We start from the raw sequence: 19,718 nt of genomic DNA on the forward strand, positions 1-19,718 counted from the left end.
GCTACTTGATGTAGACCAGGCCGTCCGTCGTGATCGTCGGGCGGCCGCTGGTGCCGACCACCACGATCTTCACCGTGTGCTTGGCGCTGGACGACCAGGTCCTCGTCCAGATCGCCTGGCGGTACAGGGTGGTCGAGGACTTCAGGTCGACGGTGCTGACCTTCACGCCGTCGACGTAGACGTACGCCTGACCCGAGGTGGAGGCGCGGCTGACCACCCAGGAGGCGGAGCGGCCGGTGAAGGTCCAGGTCAGGCTCGCGCCCTTCGAGCCGCTGGAGTACGACTTGCCGCCGAGGTAGCCGGTGGAGGAACGGGCCGTCCAGCTGCCGGACCTGGTGGCCGAGGTCTCCTGAAGGATCACCGGGGTGAACGACGCGGACGACGTACGGGTGTTGCCCGCGTAGTCGTACGCCTTCATCGACCAGGTGCTCGCGGTGCCGGACGCGGCGGTGCGGCTGGAGCCGGTGGTGGTCGGGCCGAAGGCGGCGGTCGTCGGGGTCAGCAGGCTCACCGACTTGAGGGCGGCGTTGTCCGTCGCCTTCCAGCCGAGGGTGACCGGGACGGCGCTGGTGTTGACCGTGCCGGTGCGCAGGGAGAGCTTCGGGGCGGTGGTGAAGGCCGGCGCGGTCGTCTCCGCGACGACGTTCAGCGCGGCCGTCGTCGTGGTCCTGCCGGACTGGTGCACGGCCCGCACGGCGACGGTGTGGGTGCCCAGGGCGAGGGTCGCGCCGACCGAGGTGGACGTGCCGGAGGCGGTGGCGGCGACCTTGCCGTCCACCAGCAGCTCGAACCTGGAGATCAGCGAACCCGGCGTGGTCGTCAGGTCGACCTCGAGCCCCTTGGGCAGGCCCGAGCCGGTGGAGCCGTCCTTGTGGACGACCTGGACCTGGACGCCGTCGGAGGGGCCGACCCACAGCGGCTCGGACGCGCCGCGTGCGTCGGCGCCCGCCTCCGGGTCCTGAAGGGGGTCGACGTCCGCCTCCAGGTCCTTCCAGGCGGTCCACTCACCGGTCGCGCTGCTGCGGGTTCGCACCTGGGCCGCGCCGTGCAGCCGCTTGGTCGCCCCCGTCCAGGAGACACCCAGCATCGAGAACTGCCTCGTCTCCGTGCGCGGCAGCTCCCGTCTGCCGCTCGCCGTGCTCTTCAGGGCCAGGTCGTAGACCCGCACCGGTCGCTTGGCCTGTCCGTGGTGGGAGGACGGGCTGGCGACGGCGTACGTCACCACGCCCCCGCCTCCCAGTACCACCGCGCCGAGCGTGACCCACGCCCGTCGTCTCATGCTCCGAGCGGGTCCGTGGCCTGTACGTCACAGCGGTGCGGGAGGAGGGGCGGCTGCCCGCGATCCAGCGGTTCAGCGACGCGGTCGCCGCCCACGCCGGTCTCAGGCCAGGGAGCCTGCGTCTGACCGATTGGCGTGACGTCCTCTCCAACGCCCTCGATGTGACCGCCCGTTCGTCCCACCCGCTCTTGGTGATCGACGAGTTGCCGTACTTGCTTCAGCACTCGCCTGAAATCCCGGGGCTGCTGCAACAGCTTTACGACGAACGCCAGCGGGGTGCCCGGTCCGGTGCCGGGCCGGGGCCGCGGCTGATCCTCTGTGGATCGGCGATGAGCGTCATGCACGAACTGCTTTCGGGGACCAAGCCGCTACGAGGACGCGCCGTTGTCGATCTACGGCTGGGTGCCTTCGACTACCGGGAGAGCCGGGCCTTCTGGCAGATCACCGACCCGCTGACCGCGCTGAAGGTGCACGCGGTCCTGGGCGGAGCTCCTGGCTACCGGCCGGTGGCTGCTCGGCCGCATCCGGACGACGGCTTCGACAGTTGGCTCGCCCGGACGCTGCTGGACCCGGGGCGGGCGGTGTACTCGCGTACCGAGACCGAGTACCTGCTGCGTGAGGACCCGAGGATCACGCAGCACACGCTGTACTACGACATCCTCACCGCGATCGCGAACGGGGCCACCACACCCAGCAAGATCGGGGCCGCCCTGGAGCGCCAGCGCAACGCCGTCGCTCACCCGCTCGGAGTGCTCGAATCCACCGGCTACATCCGGCGGGAACAGGACATCCTCCGCTCCAGGCACCCCGTCATTACCCTCGCCGACCCCGTCATCCGCTTCAACCAGCTCGTCACCCTCCCGCAGGCCGCCGCCGTGGAGCAGGGCTTCGCCGAGCAGGTGTGGCAGCAGGCCGCTCCGACCTTCAACTCCAGGATTCTCGGGCCGCACTTCGAGGATCTGGCCCGCGACTTCACGCGTCGTTTCGCCCACACCCTGCTGCCCAGTGGACTGCCCGGCCCTGTCGGCACCACCGAGGTTGCTGACCAGGCCGCCCGGACGAAGCACGAGGTCGATGTCATCGCCCTGGCCGCAGGCGAGCGCCCGCAGGCTCCCCGCGCGAGGATCGCGCTGCTGGGCGAGGCCAAGGCGACGGCCGCCCGCCGGGGCACCGGTGACCTGGAGCGACTGGAACGTATTCGTGGTCTGCTCGCAGATCAGGGGTACGACACCGATGCCACCACTCTGGCTCTGTACTCCCTGCACGGCTTCTATCCCGACCTGGTCGAACTGGCCGACCATCGTGACGATCTTCTCCTGGTCGACCTGGCCACCCTGTACGGCAGCTGACACCAAGGGGCGCCAGTCTCTGAACGAGGCGAGCGCGGGTGCCTGCCGGCGGGGCGCGTGCCGAAGCCATGCGAGCCACCGGTGCAGTTGGCTCCGCACGCCGCATTCCTCTCTGGCCTGCAGCGATGACTTTCCGAGCCGCACGTAGTGGCACCCCGCTGCCAGGCAATGGGATTTCGCCGGGTCAGCGGTCACCGGCGGGAGACGGAGGGCTGTCCGACCAGGTGACAAGGTTTCCTGCTCGCGCACCTGGGGCGTTGCCAAAGCCGGCCGGTGGCGGCCGCACCGTCAGATATCGGAGTCAACTGACCGGGTTCCGTGCATCGCCCCAGGTCAGAGTCCCAAAACCGAAGCAACGGCCGGGGCCGCCACCCCCCACAGGAGAGGCCCCGGCCGTCGCGCGGTCGGGCCGCGCGGCGGCCCGTACTCTCTACAGCGCCGTGAGTGCGGTATCTGTCACACCCCGGGTACGGCGCGCACCTTCGCAAGGTGGTTGCATGGGGTACGGACATGGACGAGCAGCGGTTTCAGGTCGTAACGTGCCTTTCGCGCCGGGCGCGGAAGACGAATGACCATCGCAGACCATCGCAACGATCGGCGGCCTGGACGCCGCGACCATCGAACGAGGAACCATCGGGTGCTGGGGGACGACGCGGAGCTGACCGCCGCGGTGCTTGCGGCACAGGACGGGAACGAGACCGCGTTCCGGACTGTGTACCGAGCCGTGCATCCGCGGCTGCTCGGCTACGTCCGCACGCTCGTCGGCGATCCGGACGCCGAGGACGTCGCGTCCGAGGCCTGGCTGCAGATCGCCCGTGATCTGGACCGGTTCAGCGGCGACGCGGACCGCTTCCGCGGCTGGGCCGCCCGGATAGCCCGCAACCGGGCGCTGGACCACATACGGATGCGCGGCCGCCGCCCCGCGATCGGCGGCGACGAGACGGAACTGACCGGCCGGGCCGCCGAGTCCGACACCGCCGGCGAGGCCATGGAGTCCCTGGCCACCGACCACACGCTCTCGCTGATCGCCCGGCTGCCGCAGGACCAGGCCGAGGCCGTCGTGCTGCGCGTGGTCGTGGGCCTCGACGCCAAGACCGCCGCCGAGACGCTCGGCAAGCGCCCGGGTGCCGTACGCACTGCGGCGCACCGCGGTCTGAAGCGGCTCGCGGAACTGCTCGGCGAGGATCCGGAATCGACTGTCGGGCTGGACGGGCTGCCGCCCCAGAGGGAACCGCGCGGCCGCGCGGTGACGTCCGCGAGTGTGACGCAAAGCGTTGCGCGGACGCAGAAGGACATGTGATGGCCGACGAGCGCTGTGCCTTTCCGGGGGACGCGGAGCCCTCCAGCGGCTCCGCCGGGGGCCGGCCCCCCGGCCGGTGGCTGGACCGCGAAACGGCGGAACTCCTGCTGCGCGGAGAGTCACTCGAAACGGTCGACGCCGCCTCCCGCGACCAGGCCGAACGGCTCGCGAAGACCCTCGACGGGCTGATCGTCGAGTCCCCGCCGAGCGCCGAACTCCCCGGTGAGGCCGCCGCCCTGGCCGCCTTTCGCGCGGCCCGGTCCGGCGCGCGCGCCGAGCAGGCCGCCGCCGGCCGCAACCGTGCCGGGGACTCCGACGCCGGGCTCGTCCGCATCGGAGGCTCCGCCCCGGACCCCGGGCGCTCCCGCTGGGGCCGGCCCGCGCGCTTCGGGCTGACGGCCGTACTGGCCGCCGGCATGGTCGGCGGTGTCGCGTTCGCGGCGACGACCGGAGTGCTCCCGACGCCGTTCGGCCACAACGAGCCCGGCCCCGGCCCCGTCGCCTCCGTCTCGGCGGCCGCGAGCCCCGACCGCCCGTTCGTGTCGCCCTCGCAGAACAGCGCCCTGGGCGACCAGACCCCCGACGGTTCCACTTCCCCTTCCACCGGCCCGACGACCCCGAACGGCTCGACGGGCGGCGGCTCCTCGACCGAGCCCGGCTCCGGCTCCGACGAGGAGCGGGCCGCCGGCGGCGCTTGGTGGCTGGGGGCCCCGTCGGCCTGCCGCGACATGCGCGACGGCAGGGAACTCACCGCCGACCGCAGGCGGGCCCTGGAGGGCGCGGCGGGCGGCTCCGGCCCGGCCCGCGTCCGCAAGTACTGCAAGGTCGTCCTCGCCGGCACCGACGGCACGTCCCGCAGCGACGGCGACAAGGGCGGCGGCCGGGGCAGGGGCGGCCAGGGCGACCAGAACGGCAAAGGCGGCGGCCAGGGGAACCAGGGCGGTGACGGCGACGGCCACCACATAGCCCCCGGCAGCCCCGCCATCACACCGTCCCCCCTCCCGAGCCTCCTGCCGAGGCAGCTGGTCCCGACGCCGCACCGGTCCCCGAAGCCGCCCCACAGCACCCTCTGACCTGCGGTTTTGCAGCTCCGAAAATTATCTTTGCGCCGCCAGTAACGTTTTCGGCCCCACCCACGCAGTACTGAGTGAGCCGACTGGTCATCGGCCGTCGCACAGAGCCGGGGTTCCCCCCGTACCCACGGCTCGTGCATCGGCGCGGGCGGGACACGTTCCCCCGGTTCCGCCCGCGCCCCACTCACTTCTTCTCCCGGTTCCGGGACTCACCGGTACACGACGACCTTGTCGCCGTTGTCCACCTGCGCGTACAGACCGGCGATCGCCGTCTCGTCCCGGACGTTGACACAGCCGTGCGAGGCGCCGGCGTAACCGCGGGCCGCGAAGTCGTACGAGTAGTGCACGGCCTGGCCGCCGCTGAAGAACATGGCGTACGGCATGGACGAGTCGTAGAGCGTCGACCAGTGGTGACGGGACTTCCAGTACACGTGGAAGACGCCCTCGCGGGTGGGCGTGCCCGTCGCGCCGAAGCGGACCGACATCGTCGACACCGTCCGCCCGTCGATCATCCAGCGCAGGGTGCGGCTCGTCTTGTCGATGCACAGCACCCGCCCGGTCAGACACCGCGGATCGGCCGGGCCGGCGCTCTGGCCGCCCATCAGATACAGCTCCCACTTCCCGGGCTCGTGCGTCATCCCCAGCAGCCGCTGCCAGGTGGCGGTGTCCGTCTCCCCGGTCCTCGGCAGCCCGCGCTTGCCCTGGAACCCCCTGACCGCGTCCTCGGTCAGGTCGTCGTACGTCCCGGTCGGGCCGTCGTGGAGCCAGGCGACCTGACGCAGCCGGGCCTGGAGTTCGCGCACGTCGTCGCCGAAGTCGCCGCGGGACCACAGGACGGCGGGGCCGGCCGTGGAGGTGGAGGGGGACGGGCTCGGCCTGCCGTCGGAGCCGGAGCCGGGCTCGCCGGAGGACGCCTTGCTGTCCGGCAGCCGGATGTGCACGGGCGAGTGCCCCTTGCCGTCCGTGCCCTGCACGGTGCAGCCGCACACGGTGACCAGGGCCGCCAGTGCCGCCGCGGCGGCGATCGATCTCCCCATGCCCGTCATACGCACTGCGACCCCCGTCGTCCTCACCGGTGGAACCGATAGACCCGCGTGTCACCTGAGATGCTGCCCGCGGATGACGGGTCGCGAACGGCGGGGCATGGTTGTGACGGAGACCGCAAAACCGCTGTGAGGAAGCTCCCAGCGTGCTCCCCTCCACCGACTGCACGCACCCCGCTACAGTCCGCAGGAGGGTCGGTCTGTACTGGCCAGTAACTCAGCGGGAGGCATCACACCATGGCGCGCGAGTCGGGCAGTGCTCGATTTACTGAGAGTGGACTGCCCATCGAACCGGTCTACGGGCCTGAGGACCTTGCGGGCTGGGACCCGGCGGAGAAGCTGGGCGAGCCCGGCCGGTACCCCTTCACCCGCGGTGTCTACCCGTCGATGTACACGGGCCGCCCCTGGACGATGCGCCAGTACGCCGGTTTCGGCACGGCGACGGAGTCCAACGCCCGCTACAAGCAGCTGATCGCCAACGGCACGATGGGTCTGTCGGTCGCCTTCGACCTGCCGACCCAGATGGGCCACGACTCCGACGCCGCGATCGCGCACGGCGAGGTCGGCAAGGTCGGCGTGGCGATCGACTCCGTCGAGGACATGCGGGTGCTGTTCGGCGGGATCCCGCTGGACAAGGTCTCGACGTCGATGACGATCAACGCCCCGGCGGCCCTGCTGCTGCTCATGTACCAGCTGGTCGGTGAGGAGCAGGGCGTGAGCGCCGACAAGCTGACCGGCACGATCCAGAACGACGTGCTGAAGGAGTACATCGCGCGGGGCACGTACATCTTCCCGCCGAAGCCCTCCCTCCGGCTGATCGCCGACATCTTCAAGTACTGCAGGGCCGAGATCCCGAAGTGGAACACGATCTCGATCTCCGGCTACCACATGGCGGAGGCGGGTGCCTCGCCCGCTCAGGAGATCGCCTTCACGCTGGCCGACGGCATCGAGTACGTCCGTACGGCGGTCGCCGCCGGTATGGACGTCGACGACTTCGCACCGCGTCTCTCCTTCTTCTTCGTGGCCCGTACGACGATCCTCGAAGAGGTCGCCAAGTTCCGTGCGGCCAGGCGTATCTGGGCCCGCGTGATGAAGGAGGAGTTCGGCGCGAAGAACCCGAAGTCGCTGATGCTGCGCTTCCACACGCAGACGGCGGGGGTCCAGCTGACGGCCCAGCAGCCGGAGGTGAACCTGGTCCGGGTCGCCGTCCAGGGCCTCGGCGCGGTCCTCGGCGGCACGCAGTCGCTGCACACGAACTCCTTCGACGAGGCGATCGCGCTGCCGACCGACAAGTCCGCGCGGCTGGCCCTGCGTACCCAGCAGGTGCTGGCCTACGAGACCGACGTGACGGCGACCGTCGACCCCTTCGCGGGCAGTTACGTCGTCGAGAAGATGACCGACGAGGTGGAGGCGGCCGCCGTCGAGCTGATGGCCAAGGTGGAGGAGATGGGCGGCGCGGTCAACGCGATCGAGCACGGCTTCCAGAAGTCCGAGATCGAGCGCAGCGCCTACCGCATCGCCCAGGAGACCGACTCCGGCGAGCGGGTCGTGGTCGGCGTCAACCGCTTCCAGCTGGACGAGGAGGAGCCCTACGAGCCGCTCCGCGTCGACCCGGCCATCGAGGCCCAGCAGGGGGAACGCCTGGCGAAGCTGCGCGCGCAGCGGGACCAGCCGGCGGTGGACGCCGCCCTGGCGGCCCTGAAGAAGGCGGCGGAGGGCGAGGACAACGTCCTCTATCCCATGAAGGACGCGCTGCGGGCGCGGGCGACGGTGGGCGAGGTGTGCAACGCGCTGCGGGAGGTCTGGGGGACGTATGTCCCGTCGGACGCGTTCTGAGCCGGCGCTCGCGGTCCGTTGACCGTCTGACGGCTGCGCCGTGGCTGGCCGCGACCACGCGACGGAGCCGCATACCGATACCGCGATGGCATCCCCTGAGCAGGGAAAGCCCCTTGCGGTCGCGCGAGGGTTCGTAACCTCGCGCGACAGCAAGGGGCTTCGTGCTGCCACAGGGCGGTCCAGCAGGGCTTTCAAGGGGCGCGGGGAACTGCGCGACCAGCCACGACGGCGCCGTGGACAGAAGACGGCCCATCCCCTCTAGCGCTGCACAGCCCTCCGCAGCGCCCGAGCCCGCCGCACAACCCTCCGTGCCGTGGAGTTCCGCGGAATGAACGCCAGCCGCTCCGGCAGCCCCCCCGGCAGACCCAGCGCGGTGAGGCGCTTGCGCCTGAAGTACCGCTTGGTGCGCACGGACAGATGCTCGGAGAGATGACGTTCCGCAGCCGCCCGCAGGGACGGGTAGATCTGCGGCTGCATCGTGTAGCTGAGCGTGTCGAGCAGACCGTCCAGGGTGCTCGCGGGCAGCGTCTTCTCGCCCTTGCCGCGCTCCAGGTCCGGCAGCAGCGCGTCGGCGAGGACGACCGGCACCCGGTTGCTGTTCTGGTACGGCGTGAGCCCGCCCAGCAGCGGTGCCGTACCGATGCGGGCGACCGGGAGGCCGTAGAACGCGGACGCGGTGAAGAGGGCCGTGGAGAAGCAGCCGACGACCAGGGCGGGCGGCGACTGCTCGAACAGCACCTCGGCGAGGACCGGCATGTCGAGGACGGTGAGGTCGACGCCCAGCTTCCCGGCCTCGGTCTCCAGGGCGCGGCTGTAGCGGGCCGGCGCGGTGGGGTGCGGCTTGAAGACGATCGAGCGGTGCCCGCGCTCGACCGCCCCGCGCATCATCCGTACGTGCAGGCCCTCCTCCTCCTCGGGGGAGAGGATGCCCAGTGCGGACAGGTACTGGCCGAGCAGCAGCGCCGAGTTCTCGGGCAGGACGGGCAGGTCCCGTACGGAGGAGGTGAGTTCGCCCATCACCTTCAGGAACGCCTCGGTCGGCACCAGCTCCGCCGGGACGTCGAACTCGGTCAGCAACCGCGGGGTCAGGTCCGGCACCAGGTCCAGGTGGAGCAGCCGCCGCACGCGTGTCCCGACCAGCGGGTCGATCTTGTTGCGGGTGGGGCCGTAGCTCATCAGGCCGTCGGCGTAGACGTGCACGGGCGCGTCGGTGAACAGCTGCGCCACCGTCAGCGCCGGGGCGACCTGGATGGACTCCACGACCAGCTCCACCCGGTCGTCGCCCAGGCCCCAGAGCAGACGCAGATAGCGCTCGAAGAGCGGGATGTCGTCCTGGCGCGGGGTCCAGGCGCCCGGGTGGAAGGGGCGGATGGCCTCGTTCCAGGACAGGACCTCGTCGAAGTGGTCGCGCAGCGGTTCGAAGCCCGGCATCTCGTCGACGGGCACCGTCGTCTCCGGGGTCGCCGAGTTGTTGAAGACCAGCAGCAGGCTGCGGTCCTCGTCCTCGAAGCAGTCCGAGTCCAGCGCGGCGGCCAGGGTGGCGGCGCCGTACAGGGTCGAGACGCAGTAGATGCGGGTGGTACGGGGCATCAGGCAGCCGCCTTCGCTGTCGTGATCCTGCGCCGCAGTCGCCGCAGCTTGGAGGAGCGGTGCAGGTCCATCGTCTCGAGTACGTCGCCGAGCATGTCCTGCGGCAGGCGCTGGATGGCGGCCGCGCTGCGGGCCCGCAGCTGCCGGTACACGGACGGCTCCCACTTGTCCTCGTCCGAGACGTGGTGGGCGATGATCGCGCAGTATGTGCGCACCGCCTTCGGCAGCAGCCGGTCCGCGTCCGGATCCTTGGCCGTCTCCTCGATGACCTGGTCGAAGGCGCGGATGAAGTCGAGCTGGCGGACGTCGCCGATCTGCGTCAGGGAGGACGCCACCCCGCGCCGGTAGAAGACGCCGAGCAGGCTCACCACGGCGAACGACTCCGCCTCGCGGTGCAGCTTCCAGATCCACGGCCGGTCCTCGGCCGTGCGCAGCCCGTCGGTGAAGTGCAGCAGGCCCTGGTCGAGGAGCCGGCGGTGGTAGGCGCCCGCCCAGGCGAAGGCGTAGTCCACGGAGGTCGAACGGTCGGCGGGCAGGATCGCCGCGCGCGGGTTCAGTGCCTCCCAGCGGCGCCCGATGGGGACCCTGCTCACGCTGCGCGCGCGGGCGGTCGCCTGCACATGGTCGGTGCGCACGAAGTCGACGCCCAACCCCTCGATGGCCGCGACCAGTTCGGCGAAGTAGCCGGGAGCCAGCCAGTCGTCGCCGTCCAGGAACGTCAGGTACTCGCCCTGCGCCGCGTCCAGTCCGGTGTTGCGGGCGGTGGCGAGTCCCCCGTTCTTCTCATGGCGGATATACCGCACCTGCGCCACGTCGGAGAGTTCCTCGGCCGCGCGTTCGAGAATCGCCGGAGTTTCGTCCTTCGAATGGTCGTCGACCAGTACGAACTCGAAATCCCGTTGTGCGTTCAGGCGGAGGCTTTTGAGGGTGTCCGGGGCGTATTGCTGCACGTTGTAGAACGGCACGATCACGGAAAGCTTTGGCACACGAGAAGAGTAAGAGGCAGGTCGGCGGCGTAACTTTCCGGTGCCCGTACAGGGGGTGAACTCAATGTGTCGGAACGGTGCATCACCTGTAGCTCCGGGGATTTCGCGGGCCAGTTCGGCTCTCGGCGGGGTGTTGTTAACTTTTTGTTGAGGTGTGGTTGGGCCGCGCCTCGGAATTGCTTCTTACCGTCTTCGTCGTGCCACCAAGTACCTCGAAGCCCACGCGAATCGCCGTGCTCGCGGACTCCGACACCCGCTGGAAATGGGGTGCGTTGACCGCGGCTCGTATCGCCCCGGGCCCGTCCATGGAAACCGCTCCCCGCGAGGACGCGCAAGTCGGTCTCGAGCTGAGCGGATTCCTGCTGCGCGGGCGGGCGACCCCGACCGCCCGCCAGCTGGCGGAGGTCGGTGTGCGCGCCGACTCCCTCAGGGAGGTCACGGCCGTCGAGTTCCTGCGCGCCATGGGGGAGGAGGAGTACGACCTCGTCGTGCTCGCCCTCGTCGGCGGCGGCGTACAGGCCATGCTGCACGGCCTGGCGCATGTGTGGCAGGGCCGCGAGCGACGCCCCGTCGTCGTCACCGGCTACGTCGGGGTCGTCTACGAGAAGCTCGCCGACGGCCTCCTGCTGCGGCACGGCGCGGACCTCGTCCTCGCCAACTCCCGCCAGGACGCGGAGCGTTTCCGGGCGGTGTACGAGGGGGTGGGCGCCGACGCCTCGTCGGTGACCGAGGTGGCACTCCCGTTCCTCGGCGGTTCCTCGTACGAAGGTGAACACGACCCGTACACCGTCGTGTTCGCCGTACAGCCGTCCGTCCCGGACTCCCGCAAGGACCGCACCTACCTGCTGAACCGGCTGATCCAGCACGCCCGGCTGCACCCCGGGCGCGAAGTGCTGCTGAAGCTGCGCTCCAAGCCGGGCGAGCACACCACGCACATCGAGGAGCAGCCCTACCAGAAGCTGGTCCAGCGGCTCGATCCGCCGGCCAACTTCCGCCTGGTGTACGGGAACATGGGCGAGGTCCTCGACCGCACCGACCTGCTGGTCACCATCAGCTCGACGGCCGCACTGGAGTCCCTGCACCGCCGCATCCCGACGGTCGTCCTGACCGACCTGGGTGTGCGCGAGGTGCTCGGCAACCACCACTTCGTGGGCTCCGGATGCCTTGCCTCCTGGGACGAGCTGGACGCCGGGCACCGGCCGACGGCCGACGAGGAGTGGGTGTCCCGGCAGGGCGTCGCCGCGGACGGTTCCTACGCCACCGCCTTCGACGCGGCCCGCGAACGCATCGCCAAGCTGCTCGACCGCGGCCCGTCGCCCCTCACCCCGTACTACACACCGGCGACGGCTCCCGGCTACCTGCCCGGCATCCTCGCCCGCCACCACCTCGGCCCCGACGGCAGTCCGCTGCCCGGCGCCCCCGCCGCCGACAGGGAGCCGGGCCCGGTCCGGCAGATCGTCCGCCGGGCGGCGCGCGGCGCCTACCGGCACGGGGTCCAGCGGGTGGCTCCGGTGATCCGGCGGATGGGGGAGCTGTGAGCACCGAGCGGACGAACGTGCCCACCCCGCCCGCGGACGCCGCAGAAGCGGCCGTCGCGCGAGCGGTGTCCACCGCGAAGACAGGCGCACTGCATCCGGACACTGCCTTCGAACCGGCCGGTGCTGCCGGACTGGCGGGTGTCGCCGGACTGACGGGTGCTGCCGGACCGACCGGCGCTCCCGAACCGACGGACGCCCCCGAACCGACGGGCGCTCGGGTTTCGGCCGGTGCGGCCGCTCGGCCTGTGGGTGCCTCGGGCGCGGCAGGCGCAGGAAGCGGAGGCGTCGTTGCTCCGGCGGCAGCCGCTCGGGCCGCGGGCGTCTCAGGGGCCCCGGCTGTGGGCGCTTCAGCGACAGGCGGTGCCCGGAGCGCGGTCGCCCGGAACGCGACAGGAGTGCCGGCCGTGCCCGCTGCGGTCTCGTCCCGTGTGCCGGCCGCGGGCGCCGCACGTTCCGCCGCTCCGCGGACCACGGACGGCCCGGTCCCGACCGGCCTGCCTGCCGCGGTCGCCCCAGAACCGACCGGAGCGCGAGCCGCGTTCGCCCCGATTCCTCCGCAAGGAGCCCAAGGAGTAGACCCCATGTCCAACCCGCAAGCGGGCCAAGGCGCTTCCGTGCGCCGGGTGCTCGCGGTGATTCCCGCGCGCGGCGGCTCCAAGGGTGTGCCCGCGAAGAACCTCGCCCCCGTCGGCGGAGTACCGCTGGTGGCGCGGGCGGTGCGCGAGTGCCGGGCGACCCGTCTGGTGACCGACGTCGTGGTGTCCACCGACGACCAGGCCATCGCCGCGGCGGCCCGGCAGGCCGGCGCCGAGGTCGTGCTGCGGCCCGCCGCCATCGCCGGGGACACGGCGACCTCCGAGGCGGCCGTCCTGCACGCCATGGACGCCCACGAGGCCCTGCACGGCGCCGCCGTCGACGTGGTGGTGTTCGTGCAGTGCACCAGCCCGTTCATCATCCGCGAGGACATCGACGGAGTGGCGGCCGCGGTCGTCGAGAACGGCGCGGACACGGCCGTCACCGTGGCCCCCTTCCACGGCTTCATCTGGCGGGACGCCGAGGACGAGGTCGTCGCGGGCACCGTCGCGGAGGCCGATGCGGCCACCGGCGGCGGCTACGGCGTCAACCACGACAAGTCGTACCGCCCCCGCCGTCAGGACCGCCCCCAGGACCTCCTGGAGACCGGCGCGGCCTACGCGATGGACGCCCCCGGCTTCCGCAAGCACCAGCACCGCTTCTTCGGCCGTACGGAACTCGTCCGCACCGAGCCGGCACGGGTTCTGGAGATCGACGACCCGCACGACCTCGCGCGGGCCCGGGCCCTGGCACCTCTGTTCGACGCCGACCGGCCCGGCGCCCTCCCGACCGCCGACGACATCGACGCGGTCGTACTGGACTTCGACGGCACCCAGACCGACGACAGGGTGCTGATCGACGCCGATGGAAAGGAGTTCGTCTCCGTGCACCGCGGAGACGGCCTCGGCATCGCGGCGCTCCGCAAGAGCACGCTCAAGATGCTGATCCTCTCCACGGAGCAGAACCCGGTCGTCGCCGCCCGGGCCCGGAAGCTGCAGATCCCGGTCCTGCACGGCATCGACCGCAAGGACCTCGCACTGAAGCAGTGGTGCGAGGAGCAGGGCATCGCGCCCGAGCGCGTGCTCTACGTCGGCAACGACGTCAACGACCTCCCGTGCTTCGCCCTCGTGGGCTGGCCCGTGGCGGTCGCGAGCGCCCACGACGTGGTACGCGGCGCCGCACGTGCGGTCACCACCGTCCCCGGTGGCGACGGCGCGATCCGAGAGATCGCCAGCTGGATCCTCGGCCCCTCTCTCGACTCCCTAAACAAGTAAGGACAGTTCCTGCCATGAGCACCAACTCCCGTCTGCGCACGTTCGGTTCGAAGACCGCCGGCCCGGGTCAGCCCGTCTACGTCGTCGGCGAGATCGGCATCAACCACAACGGCGAGCTCGAGAACGCCTTCAAGCTGATCGACGCCGCCGCCGAGGCCGGCTGCGACGCGGTCAAGTTCCAGAAGCGCACCCCCGAGATCTGCACCCCGCGCGACCAGTGGGACATCGAGCGCGACACTCCCTGGGGCCGGATGACGTACATCGACTACCGCCACCGCGTGGAGTTCGGCGAGGACGAGTACCGCCAGATCGACGAGTACTCCAAGGAGAAGGGCATCGCCTGGTTCGCCTCCCCGTGGGACACCGAGGCCGTCGCCTTCCTGGAGAAGTTCGACGTTCCCGCCCACAAGGTCGCCTCCGCCTCCCTGACCGACGACGAGCTGCTGCGCTCCCTGCGCTCCACCGGCCGCACGGTCATCCTCTCCACCGGCATGTCGACCCCGAAGCAGATCCGCCACGCCGTCGAGGTCCTCGGCTCGGAGAACATCCTGCTCTGCCACGCCACCTCGACGTACCCGGCGAAGGCCGAGGAGCTCAACCTCCGCGTCATCAACACCCTGCAGGCCGAGTTCCCGAACGTTCCGATCGGCTACTCCGGCCACGAGACCGGCCTGCAGACGACCCTCGCCGCGGTCGCCCTCGGCGCCACCTTCGTCGAGCGCCACATCACCCTGGACCGCGCGATGTGGGGCTCCGACCAGGCCGCCTCCGTCGAGCCGCAGGGCCTGACCCGCCTCGTCCGCGACATCCGCACCATCGAGGCCTCCCTCGGCGACGGCGTCAAGAAGGTCTACGACTCCGAGCTCGGCCCCATGAAGAAGCTGCGCCGCGTCACGGGCGTCGTCGCCGAGGCGGAGATCGCCGCGGCCGCCGGCGAGCCGGTCTCGGTCTGACTCTGATCCGAACACCCTGTAACGCCCTACGACGGGACGGTCGTACGAAGGATGAGCCGCCGCGCCGGGTCAGCCGGCCCCCACACTCTCGCGTTCGTCGAGAGCCCGGTACAGCTGCTGAACGTGCTGGAGTGGGCGCACCTCCATGCCCTCGGGGCCCAGGAGGCACCCGGCCCGGGACTCACCCTCGTCGTCCTGTCCCCGAACGACCCCATGACCCGGGGCCAGCTGCGCCGGATGGCCGAGCTGGCCCGGGACGAGGGGTACGCGGTCCGCTGGGAGGAGGCGCGCGGAGGGCCGGGCGCCCCCTTCCACACCATCGGCGGCCTGACCCCGCTGCTGCGGCGGGCCCGCCGGGTCGTGATGGGCGACCCGTTCTCCCGTTACGTACAGCTCCTGCTGACCATCACCAAGGCGCGTGAGCTGGTCGTCGTCGACGACGGCACGGCGACCATGGAGTTCGTCGCCCAGCTGGCCCGCGGCGAACGCCTCGTCCGCTGGCACCGCAAGGGCGGCCGCATCGGCGCGCGGGACCTGATCTTCGCGCCCGTCTCCTCCTCGGCCCGCCGCCGGCTCACCCCCAGCGCGAAGCGGCACGTGGAGATCTTCTCCTCCATGCCGATGGACGAGAAGCCGGAGGGGGTGACGGTCACGGCGAACGACTTCGCCTGGACCCGGGCCCGCTTCGGTCCGCCCCGTATCACCAAGGGCGCCGACATGGTGGGCACCTCACTGGTGGAGACCGGTGTGGTGGACGGCGAGCGCTACCTGGAGGCCGTCCGCACCCTGGCGAAGGCCCACGGCGCCACCCGCTACTTCGCCCACCGTCGCGAGCGCACGGACAAACTCCACCGGCTGGCCGCCGAGACGGGCCTGGAGATCGTCCGCCCCGACCTCCCCCTGGAGCTGATCGCCCGCCGCGGCCCGATCGGCCGCACGATCCTGAGCTTCCCCTCGACGGTCGTCCACACCCTCCCGCTGGCCCTGACAGGCACCGAGGTCCGCGTCGCCGTCTGCGACATCGACCCGGCCTGGCTCACCCAGAACGCCTCACCACGGGCACAGGGCTTCCTGTCGGGGGTCACGGGGACGGCGCGGGACGTGACACGACTGTCGGCGGTCACCGCGGCCTGAAGGGGTGCGGGCTGTGTCGATATGCGGCTCCGCCGCGTGGGCGCGCCCTTGAAGGGGCGCGGGGACTTGCGCGACCAGCCACAACGATGCCGCAGACAAAACTGCACAACCCGCGGAGCGACCCCTCAGCTGTCCTTCCGCGCCAGCAAGAACGCCCGCGCCCGTGTCTCCTCGCCATCCGGCTCCCGCAGGACGCGGGCTTGCACCCGCAGACCCGCCTTGACCAGCCGCTCAGCCACGGCATCCGGCGTACGCCAGTAGTAGTCCAGCGAGATCTCGCGACCGAAGCGCTCGTCCAGGTGCATACGCCCGTCCTCAGCGCCGCTCTGGAAGCACAGCAGCACATGGCCGCCGGGCAGCAGCACGCGGCGGAACTCGTCGAAGACCGCCGGCAGGTGGTCGTCCGGGACGTGGATGACCGAGTAGAGGGCGAGCACACCGCCCAGCGTCTCGTCCGGCAGGTCCAGCGAGGTCATCGAGCCCACATGGAAGCGCAGCCCGGGATACGCCTGCCGGGCCAGCGCCACCATGCCGGGCGACACGTCGACCCCGAAGGCCGGCACACCGAGCGCGTCGAGCCGCGCCGTGACATGACCGGGCCCGCTTCCGACATCGGCGACAGGAGCCGTACCGGCCGCCCGGACGAGCTCGGCGAAGGCGGTGACCAGGGCCAGGTCCAGCGGTCTGCCGCTCAGATGGTCGGCGAACTGCTCGCTGTACGGGCGGGCGATCGCGTCGTACGAGGCTCGGGTGGCATGCAGGAAATCCGGGCTGCCCGGTATCGCGGAGCTCACGGGCCCGCACCCTACTGGCGGCCGGGATCCGGGCCCGTATCTCCGGCAGTGCGGTCCCGACAGGCGGAACGGAACCACCGGGGAGGGGCGAGGCGTGGTATGCGTAGAGAAAAGCAAGGTATACCCACCTCAACCCTTGCCCATGCGTCGTGCGGCCAGATTTTCTTCCCCTGACGGGTTGAACTTTTGTTGATCGAGGGGCAGTTGGCCACCCCGGCGTCCTACGCTTTAGAGGGTGAAGCAACTGATGTCCCCAGAGTCCGAGGCCGATCACCCCGGGGAAGCCGTGCTCCCCGGCACGCTGCCCGAAACGCTGCGTGCCGAACTCGTGGCCTTCCGGCGCGACCTGCACATGCACCCCGAGCTCGGCAACCAGGAGTTCCGTACGACCGCGGCGATCAAGGCGCGGCTCGAGGCGGCAGGCCTCCGGCCGCGTGTGCTCGCCACCGGTACCGGGCTCGTCTGTGACATCGGGGAGTGGGACGGCGGGCGGCCCATGCTGGGCCTGCGCGCCGACATCGACGGCCTGCCCATCCCGGACACGAAGAGTGAGTGCGCGTACCGCTCGACCGTGCCGGACCGCGCGCACGCGTGCGGTCACGACGTGCACACGACCGTGGTGCTGGGCGCCGGTCTGGTCCTGGCCGGACTGCACAAGCAGGGGAAGCTCCCGCGGCCCGTACGGCTGGTCTTCCAGCCGGCCGAGGAAGTACTGCCGGGCGGCGCCGCCGACGCCATCGAGTGCGGGGTGCTCGACGGGGTGGGACGGATGATCGCCGTGCACTGCGACCCCCGGGTGGACGCCGGTCGCATCGGCCTCACGCACGGCGCCATCACCTCCGCCTGCGACCGCCTCGAGGTGGCGCTCGACGGACCCGGCGGGCACACCGCCCGCCCGCATCTGACCACCGACCTGGTCACCGCCGCCGCCCGCGTCGCCGTCGACGTGCCCGCCCTGGTCGGCCGGCGTGTGGACACCCGCAGCGGGCTCGCCATCACCTGGGGCCGCATCGAGTCGGGCCACGCCCCGAACGTCATCCCGCAGCACGCCGAGCTCTCCGGCACCGTGCGCTGCCTCGACATCGAGGCCTGGCGGCAGGCGCCGGACCTGGTGGTCGCCGCCATCGACGAGGTCGCCAACCTGCACGGCGCCAAGTCGGAGATCAACTACGTGCGCGGAGTCCCGCCCGTGGTCAACGACCCGGACGTGACCGACCTGCTGCGCGACGCCATGTCCGCCCGCCGCGGCGCCCAGTCCGTCGAGGACACCGAGCAGAGCCTCGGCGGCGAGGACTTCTCCTGGTACCTGGAGCATGTCCCCGGCGCCATGGCCCGTCTCGGCGTCCGCCCCCCGGGCGAGCGCACGGTGCGCGACCTGCACCAGGGCGACTTCGACGCCGACGAGTCGGCGATCACGGTCGGTGTCGAGCTGTTCACGGCAGCGGCCCTGCTGGACGCGGAGAACTGATCCCAGCGCGTCGAACGGCCCCCTCGGGGGCCGTTCCGCCGACCGGCGCAACCTGCTCGTAAGCCAATCGTGCGCGCATCGAAATCCGTGTGTGTGACGGCGGCGGAGCATGAGTTCAGACGGTGTTTGCCTCGAATCGATAACGGCTTCGAGAGGGGTGTTTTTCTGACATCTACGCGCGTTACGATGCCGCGAAGCCGACGCCGCAGGGGCGTCCGGGCCCGAGCACTGGCATGGTGCTCACATGAAGCGCCGACAAGGCGCTCAGGTCAGGTGAAGGAGCCTCCCGTGCGCCGGGTAGCCAAGCTTTCCGCTGCGTGTATCGCCACCGCAGCTCTTGCACTGACTGCCACAGCCTGTGGCAGCACCTCGTCCCAGAACGACAGCTCGTCCTCCGCTTCCTCCGGCGGCGGCAAGGGCATCAAGATCGGTCTCGCCTACGACGTCGGCGGCCGTGGTGACCGTTCCTTCAACGACTCCGCCGCGCGCGGTGCCGACAAGGCTGTGAAGGAGTTCAACGGTTCCATCAAGGAGCTGACCGCCAAGCCCTCCGACACCGAGGCCGACCGCGAGCAGCGCCTGACCGACCTGGCGAGCGCGGGCTACAACCCGATCGTCGCCGTCGGCTTCTCCTACGCCGCCTCGGTCGACAAGGTCGCCAAGCAGTTCCCGAAGGTCAACTTCGGTCTGATCGACTCGGTCGCGACCTCCCCGAACGTCGACAGCATCACCTTCACCGAGGAGCAGGGCTCCTACCTGGCCGGTGTCGCGGCGGCGCTGAAGACCAAGAAGGACCACGTCGGCTTCATCGGTGGTGTGGACGTCCCGCTGATCAAGAAGTTCGAGGCGGGTTACGTCCAGGGTGTCCACGACACCAACGCCAAGGTCAAGGTGGACGTCCAGTACCTGACCCACGGCTCGGACACCTCCGGCTTCTCCAGCCCCGACAAGGGCAAGGCGGCCGCGCAGGGCATGCTCGACAACGGCGCCGACGTGATCTACTCCGCGGCTGGCTCCTCCGGCAACGGCTCCATCGAGGCCGTCCACGGTGCCAAGGGCGCCTGGGCGATCGGCGTGGACTCGGATCAGTACAACATCCCGGGTCTGGCCGCCTACAAGAGCTCGATCCTGACCTCGATGGTCAAGAACGTGGACGTCGGTGTCTACGACTTCATCAAGTCCGTGCACGACGGCAAGCCGCTGACCGGCAACCAGGTCTACTCGCTCGCCAAGAACGGTGTCGGCCTGGCCACCAGCGGTGGCTTCATCGACGACATCAAGGCCCAGCTGGACGCCGCGAAGAAGAAGATCGTCGACGGCACCGTCAAGGTCAAGACCGCCCCGTGACCTGACGGTTCCCGCCGAACCCCGGCTCGGCGAGGGCGTGTCCCACAGCCCCTCGCCGAGCCATAACAATGTGTCAACTCTACGCGTGTAGCATGGAGTTGCCGCGCTAGCGTCGCCGACGCCTGCCCTCCCCCTCAGCCCCTTTGTCCCCGAGGAGAGTGCGCCATCAACGCGTCCAGCC

Annotated in this window: 14 protein-coding genes and 1 pseudogene; 10 read left to right on the forward strand and 5 right to left on the reverse strand. The window is 70.8% G+C overall.

The features are described 5' to 3' along the window. Window position 1: 1 nt before the first annotated feature. A complete protein-coding gene (locus LJ657_RS07470; RefSeq protein WP_232647579.1) occupies window positions 2-1,279 on the reverse strand; it encodes a hypothetical protein in 1,278 nt (425 codons plus the stop codon). A 2-nt stretch (window positions 1,280-1,281) separates the two neighbouring features. Here LJ657_RS07470 and LJ657_RS07475 point away from each other — a divergent pair. The 3 genes and pseudogenes from LJ657_RS07475 to LJ657_RS07485 all read left to right on the forward strand — a co-directional run. Beyond that, window positions 1,282-2,628 (forward strand): annotated as a pseudogene (locus LJ657_RS07475) (AAA family ATPase); the annotation flags it as partial. A gap of 637 nt (window positions 2,629-3,265) precedes the next feature. Continuing rightward, a complete protein-coding gene (locus LJ657_RS07480) occupies window positions 3,266-3,928 on the forward strand; it encodes an RNA polymerase sigma factor (RefSeq protein ID WP_232647581.1) in 663 nt (220 codons plus the stop codon). Next, window positions 3,928-5,001 (forward strand): hypothetical protein, encoded by a 1,074-nt coding sequence (locus tag LJ657_RS07485; RefSeq protein ID WP_232647582.1) that lies wholly within the window; start codon window positions 3,928-3,930, stop codon window positions 4,999-5,001. The genes LJ657_RS07480 and LJ657_RS07485 overlap by 1 nt, the downstream gene beginning before the upstream one ends. 209 nt (window positions 5,002-5,210) lie before the next feature. Here the strand turns inward: LJ657_RS07485 and LJ657_RS07490 are convergent, their stop codons facing one another. Then, window positions 5,211-6,038, reverse strand: coding sequence for a L,D-transpeptidase family protein (locus LJ657_RS07490; RefSeq protein WP_232647584.1), 828 nt, complete (start codon window positions 6,036-6,038; stop codon window positions 5,211-5,213). A gap of 243 nt (window positions 6,039-6,281) precedes the next feature. On the opposite strand from LJ657_RS07490, the gene LJ657_RS07495 reads away from it, so the two are divergent. After that, window positions 6,282-7,880 (forward strand): acyl-CoA mutase large subunit family protein, encoded by a 1,599-nt coding sequence (locus tag LJ657_RS07495; RefSeq protein ID WP_232647585.1) that lies wholly within the window; start codon window positions 6,282-6,284, stop codon window positions 7,878-7,880. A gap of 258 nt (window positions 7,881-8,138) precedes the next feature. Here LJ657_RS07495 and LJ657_RS07500 read toward each other — a convergent pair whose 3' ends face one another. Together LJ657_RS07500 and LJ657_RS07505 are read right to left on the reverse strand one after the other, a co-directional pair. Further along, window positions 8,139-9,470, reverse strand: a complete 1,332-nt coding sequence (locus tag LJ657_RS07500) for an alpha-2,8-polysialyltransferase family protein (RefSeq protein WP_232647586.1) — start codon at window positions 9,468-9,470, stop codon at window positions 8,139-8,141. Next, on the reverse strand, window positions 9,470-10,456 hold the full coding sequence (locus tag LJ657_RS07505) for a glycosyltransferase family 2 protein (RefSeq protein WP_232647589.1): 987 nt from the start codon (window positions 10,454-10,456) through the stop codon (window positions 9,470-9,472). Before LJ657_RS07505 ends, LJ657_RS07500 begins: the two co-directional genes overlap by 1 nt. Before the next feature lie 197 nt (window positions 10,457-10,653). On the opposite strand from LJ657_RS07505, the gene LJ657_RS07510 reads away from it, so the two are divergent. The 4 genes from LJ657_RS07510 to LJ657_RS07525 all read left to right on the forward strand — a co-directional run bounded on the left by LJ657_RS07510 (window position 10,654) and on the right by LJ657_RS07525 (window position 15,928). After that, the gene (locus LJ657_RS07510; protein ID WP_232647590.1) at window positions 10,654-11,994 is read left to right on the forward strand and encodes a DUF6716 putative glycosyltransferase; all 1,341 of its coding nucleotides are present in this window, start codon (window positions 10,654-10,656) and stop codon (window positions 11,992-11,994) included. Window positions 11,995-12,575: 581 nt separating this feature from the next. Continuing rightward, on the forward strand, window positions 12,576-13,841 hold the full coding sequence (locus LJ657_RS07515; RefSeq protein WP_232647591.1) for an acylneuraminate cytidylyltransferase: 1,266 nt from the start codon (window positions 12,576-12,578) through the stop codon (window positions 13,839-13,841). Window positions 13,842-13,855: 14 nt separating this feature from the next. Beyond that, entirely contained in the window at window positions 13,856-14,794 is a 939-nt protein-coding gene (locus LJ657_RS07520; RefSeq protein ID WP_232647592.1) for an N-acetylneuraminate synthase family protein, read from the forward strand. Between the two features lie 51 nt (window positions 14,795-14,845). Next, the gene (locus tag LJ657_RS07525; RefSeq protein WP_232647593.1) at window positions 14,846-15,928 is read left to right on the forward strand and encodes a hypothetical protein; all 1,083 of its coding nucleotides are present in this window, start codon (window positions 14,846-14,848) and stop codon (window positions 15,926-15,928) included. A 125-nt stretch (window positions 15,929-16,053) separates the two neighbouring features. Here the strand turns inward: LJ657_RS07525 and LJ657_RS07530 are convergent, their stop codons facing one another. Next, window positions 16,054-16,722, reverse strand: coding sequence for a class I SAM-dependent DNA methyltransferase (locus tag LJ657_RS07530; protein ID WP_232647594.1), 669 nt, complete (start codon window positions 16,720-16,722; stop codon window positions 16,054-16,056). Window positions 16,723-16,969: 247 nt separating this feature from the next. On the opposite strand from LJ657_RS07530, the gene LJ657_RS07535 reads away from it, so the two are divergent. Both LJ657_RS07535 and LJ657_RS07540 read left to right on the forward strand, forming a co-directional pair. Next, window positions 16,970-18,190, forward strand: a complete 1,221-nt coding sequence (locus LJ657_RS07535; protein ID WP_232647595.1) for a M20 family metallopeptidase — start codon at window positions 16,970-16,972, stop codon at window positions 18,188-18,190. 288 nt (window positions 18,191-18,478) lie between these two features. Further along, window positions 18,479-19,537, forward strand: a complete 1,059-nt coding sequence (locus LJ657_RS07540) for a BMP family lipoprotein (RefSeq protein WP_232647596.1) — start codon at window positions 18,479-18,481, stop codon at window positions 19,535-19,537. Window positions 19,538-19,718: the final 181 nt, after the last annotated feature.

The sequence above is a fragment of the Streptomyces guryensis genome (assembly GCF_021261325.1).
In the GTDB taxonomy this organism is placed as follows: Bacteria; Actinomycetota; Actinomycetes; order Streptomycetales; family Streptomycetaceae; genus Streptomyces; species Streptomyces guryensis.

Coding starts and splice junctions, on each gene's coding strand:
- LJ657_RS07485 (WP_232647582.1), top strand. CDS start 3,928: ATGGCCGACGAGCGCTGTGCCTTTCCGGGGGACGCGGAGCCCTCCAGC.
- LJ657_RS07490 (WP_232647584.1), bottom strand. CDS start 6,038: ATGGGGAGATCGATCGCCGCCGCGGCGGCACTGGCGGCCCTGGTCACC.
- LJ657_RS07470 (WP_232647579.1), bottom strand. CDS start 1,279: ATGAGACGACGGGCGTGGGTCACGCTCGGCGCGGTGGTACTGGGAGGC.
- LJ657_RS07520 (WP_232647592.1), top strand. CDS start 13,856: ATGAGCACCAACTCCCGTCTGCGCACGTTCGGTTCGAAGACCGCCGGC.
- LJ657_RS07525 (WP_232647593.1), top strand. CDS start 14,846: ATGAGCCGCCGCGCCGGGTCAGCCGGCCCCCACACTCTCGCGTTCGTC.
- LJ657_RS07495 (WP_232647585.1), top strand. CDS start 6,282: ATGGCGCGCGAGTCGGGCAGTGCTCGATTTACTGAGAGTGGACTGCCC.
- LJ657_RS07535 (WP_232647595.1), top strand. CDS start 16,970: ATGTCCCCAGAGTCCGAGGCCGATCACCCCGGGGAAGCCGTGCTCCCC.
- LJ657_RS07500 (WP_232647586.1), bottom strand. CDS start 9,470: ATGCCCCGTACCACCCGCATCTACTGCGTCTCGACCCTGTACGGCGCC.
- LJ657_RS07515 (WP_232647591.1), top strand. CDS start 12,576: ATGTCCAACCCGCAAGCGGGCCAAGGCGCTTCCGTGCGCCGGGTGCTC.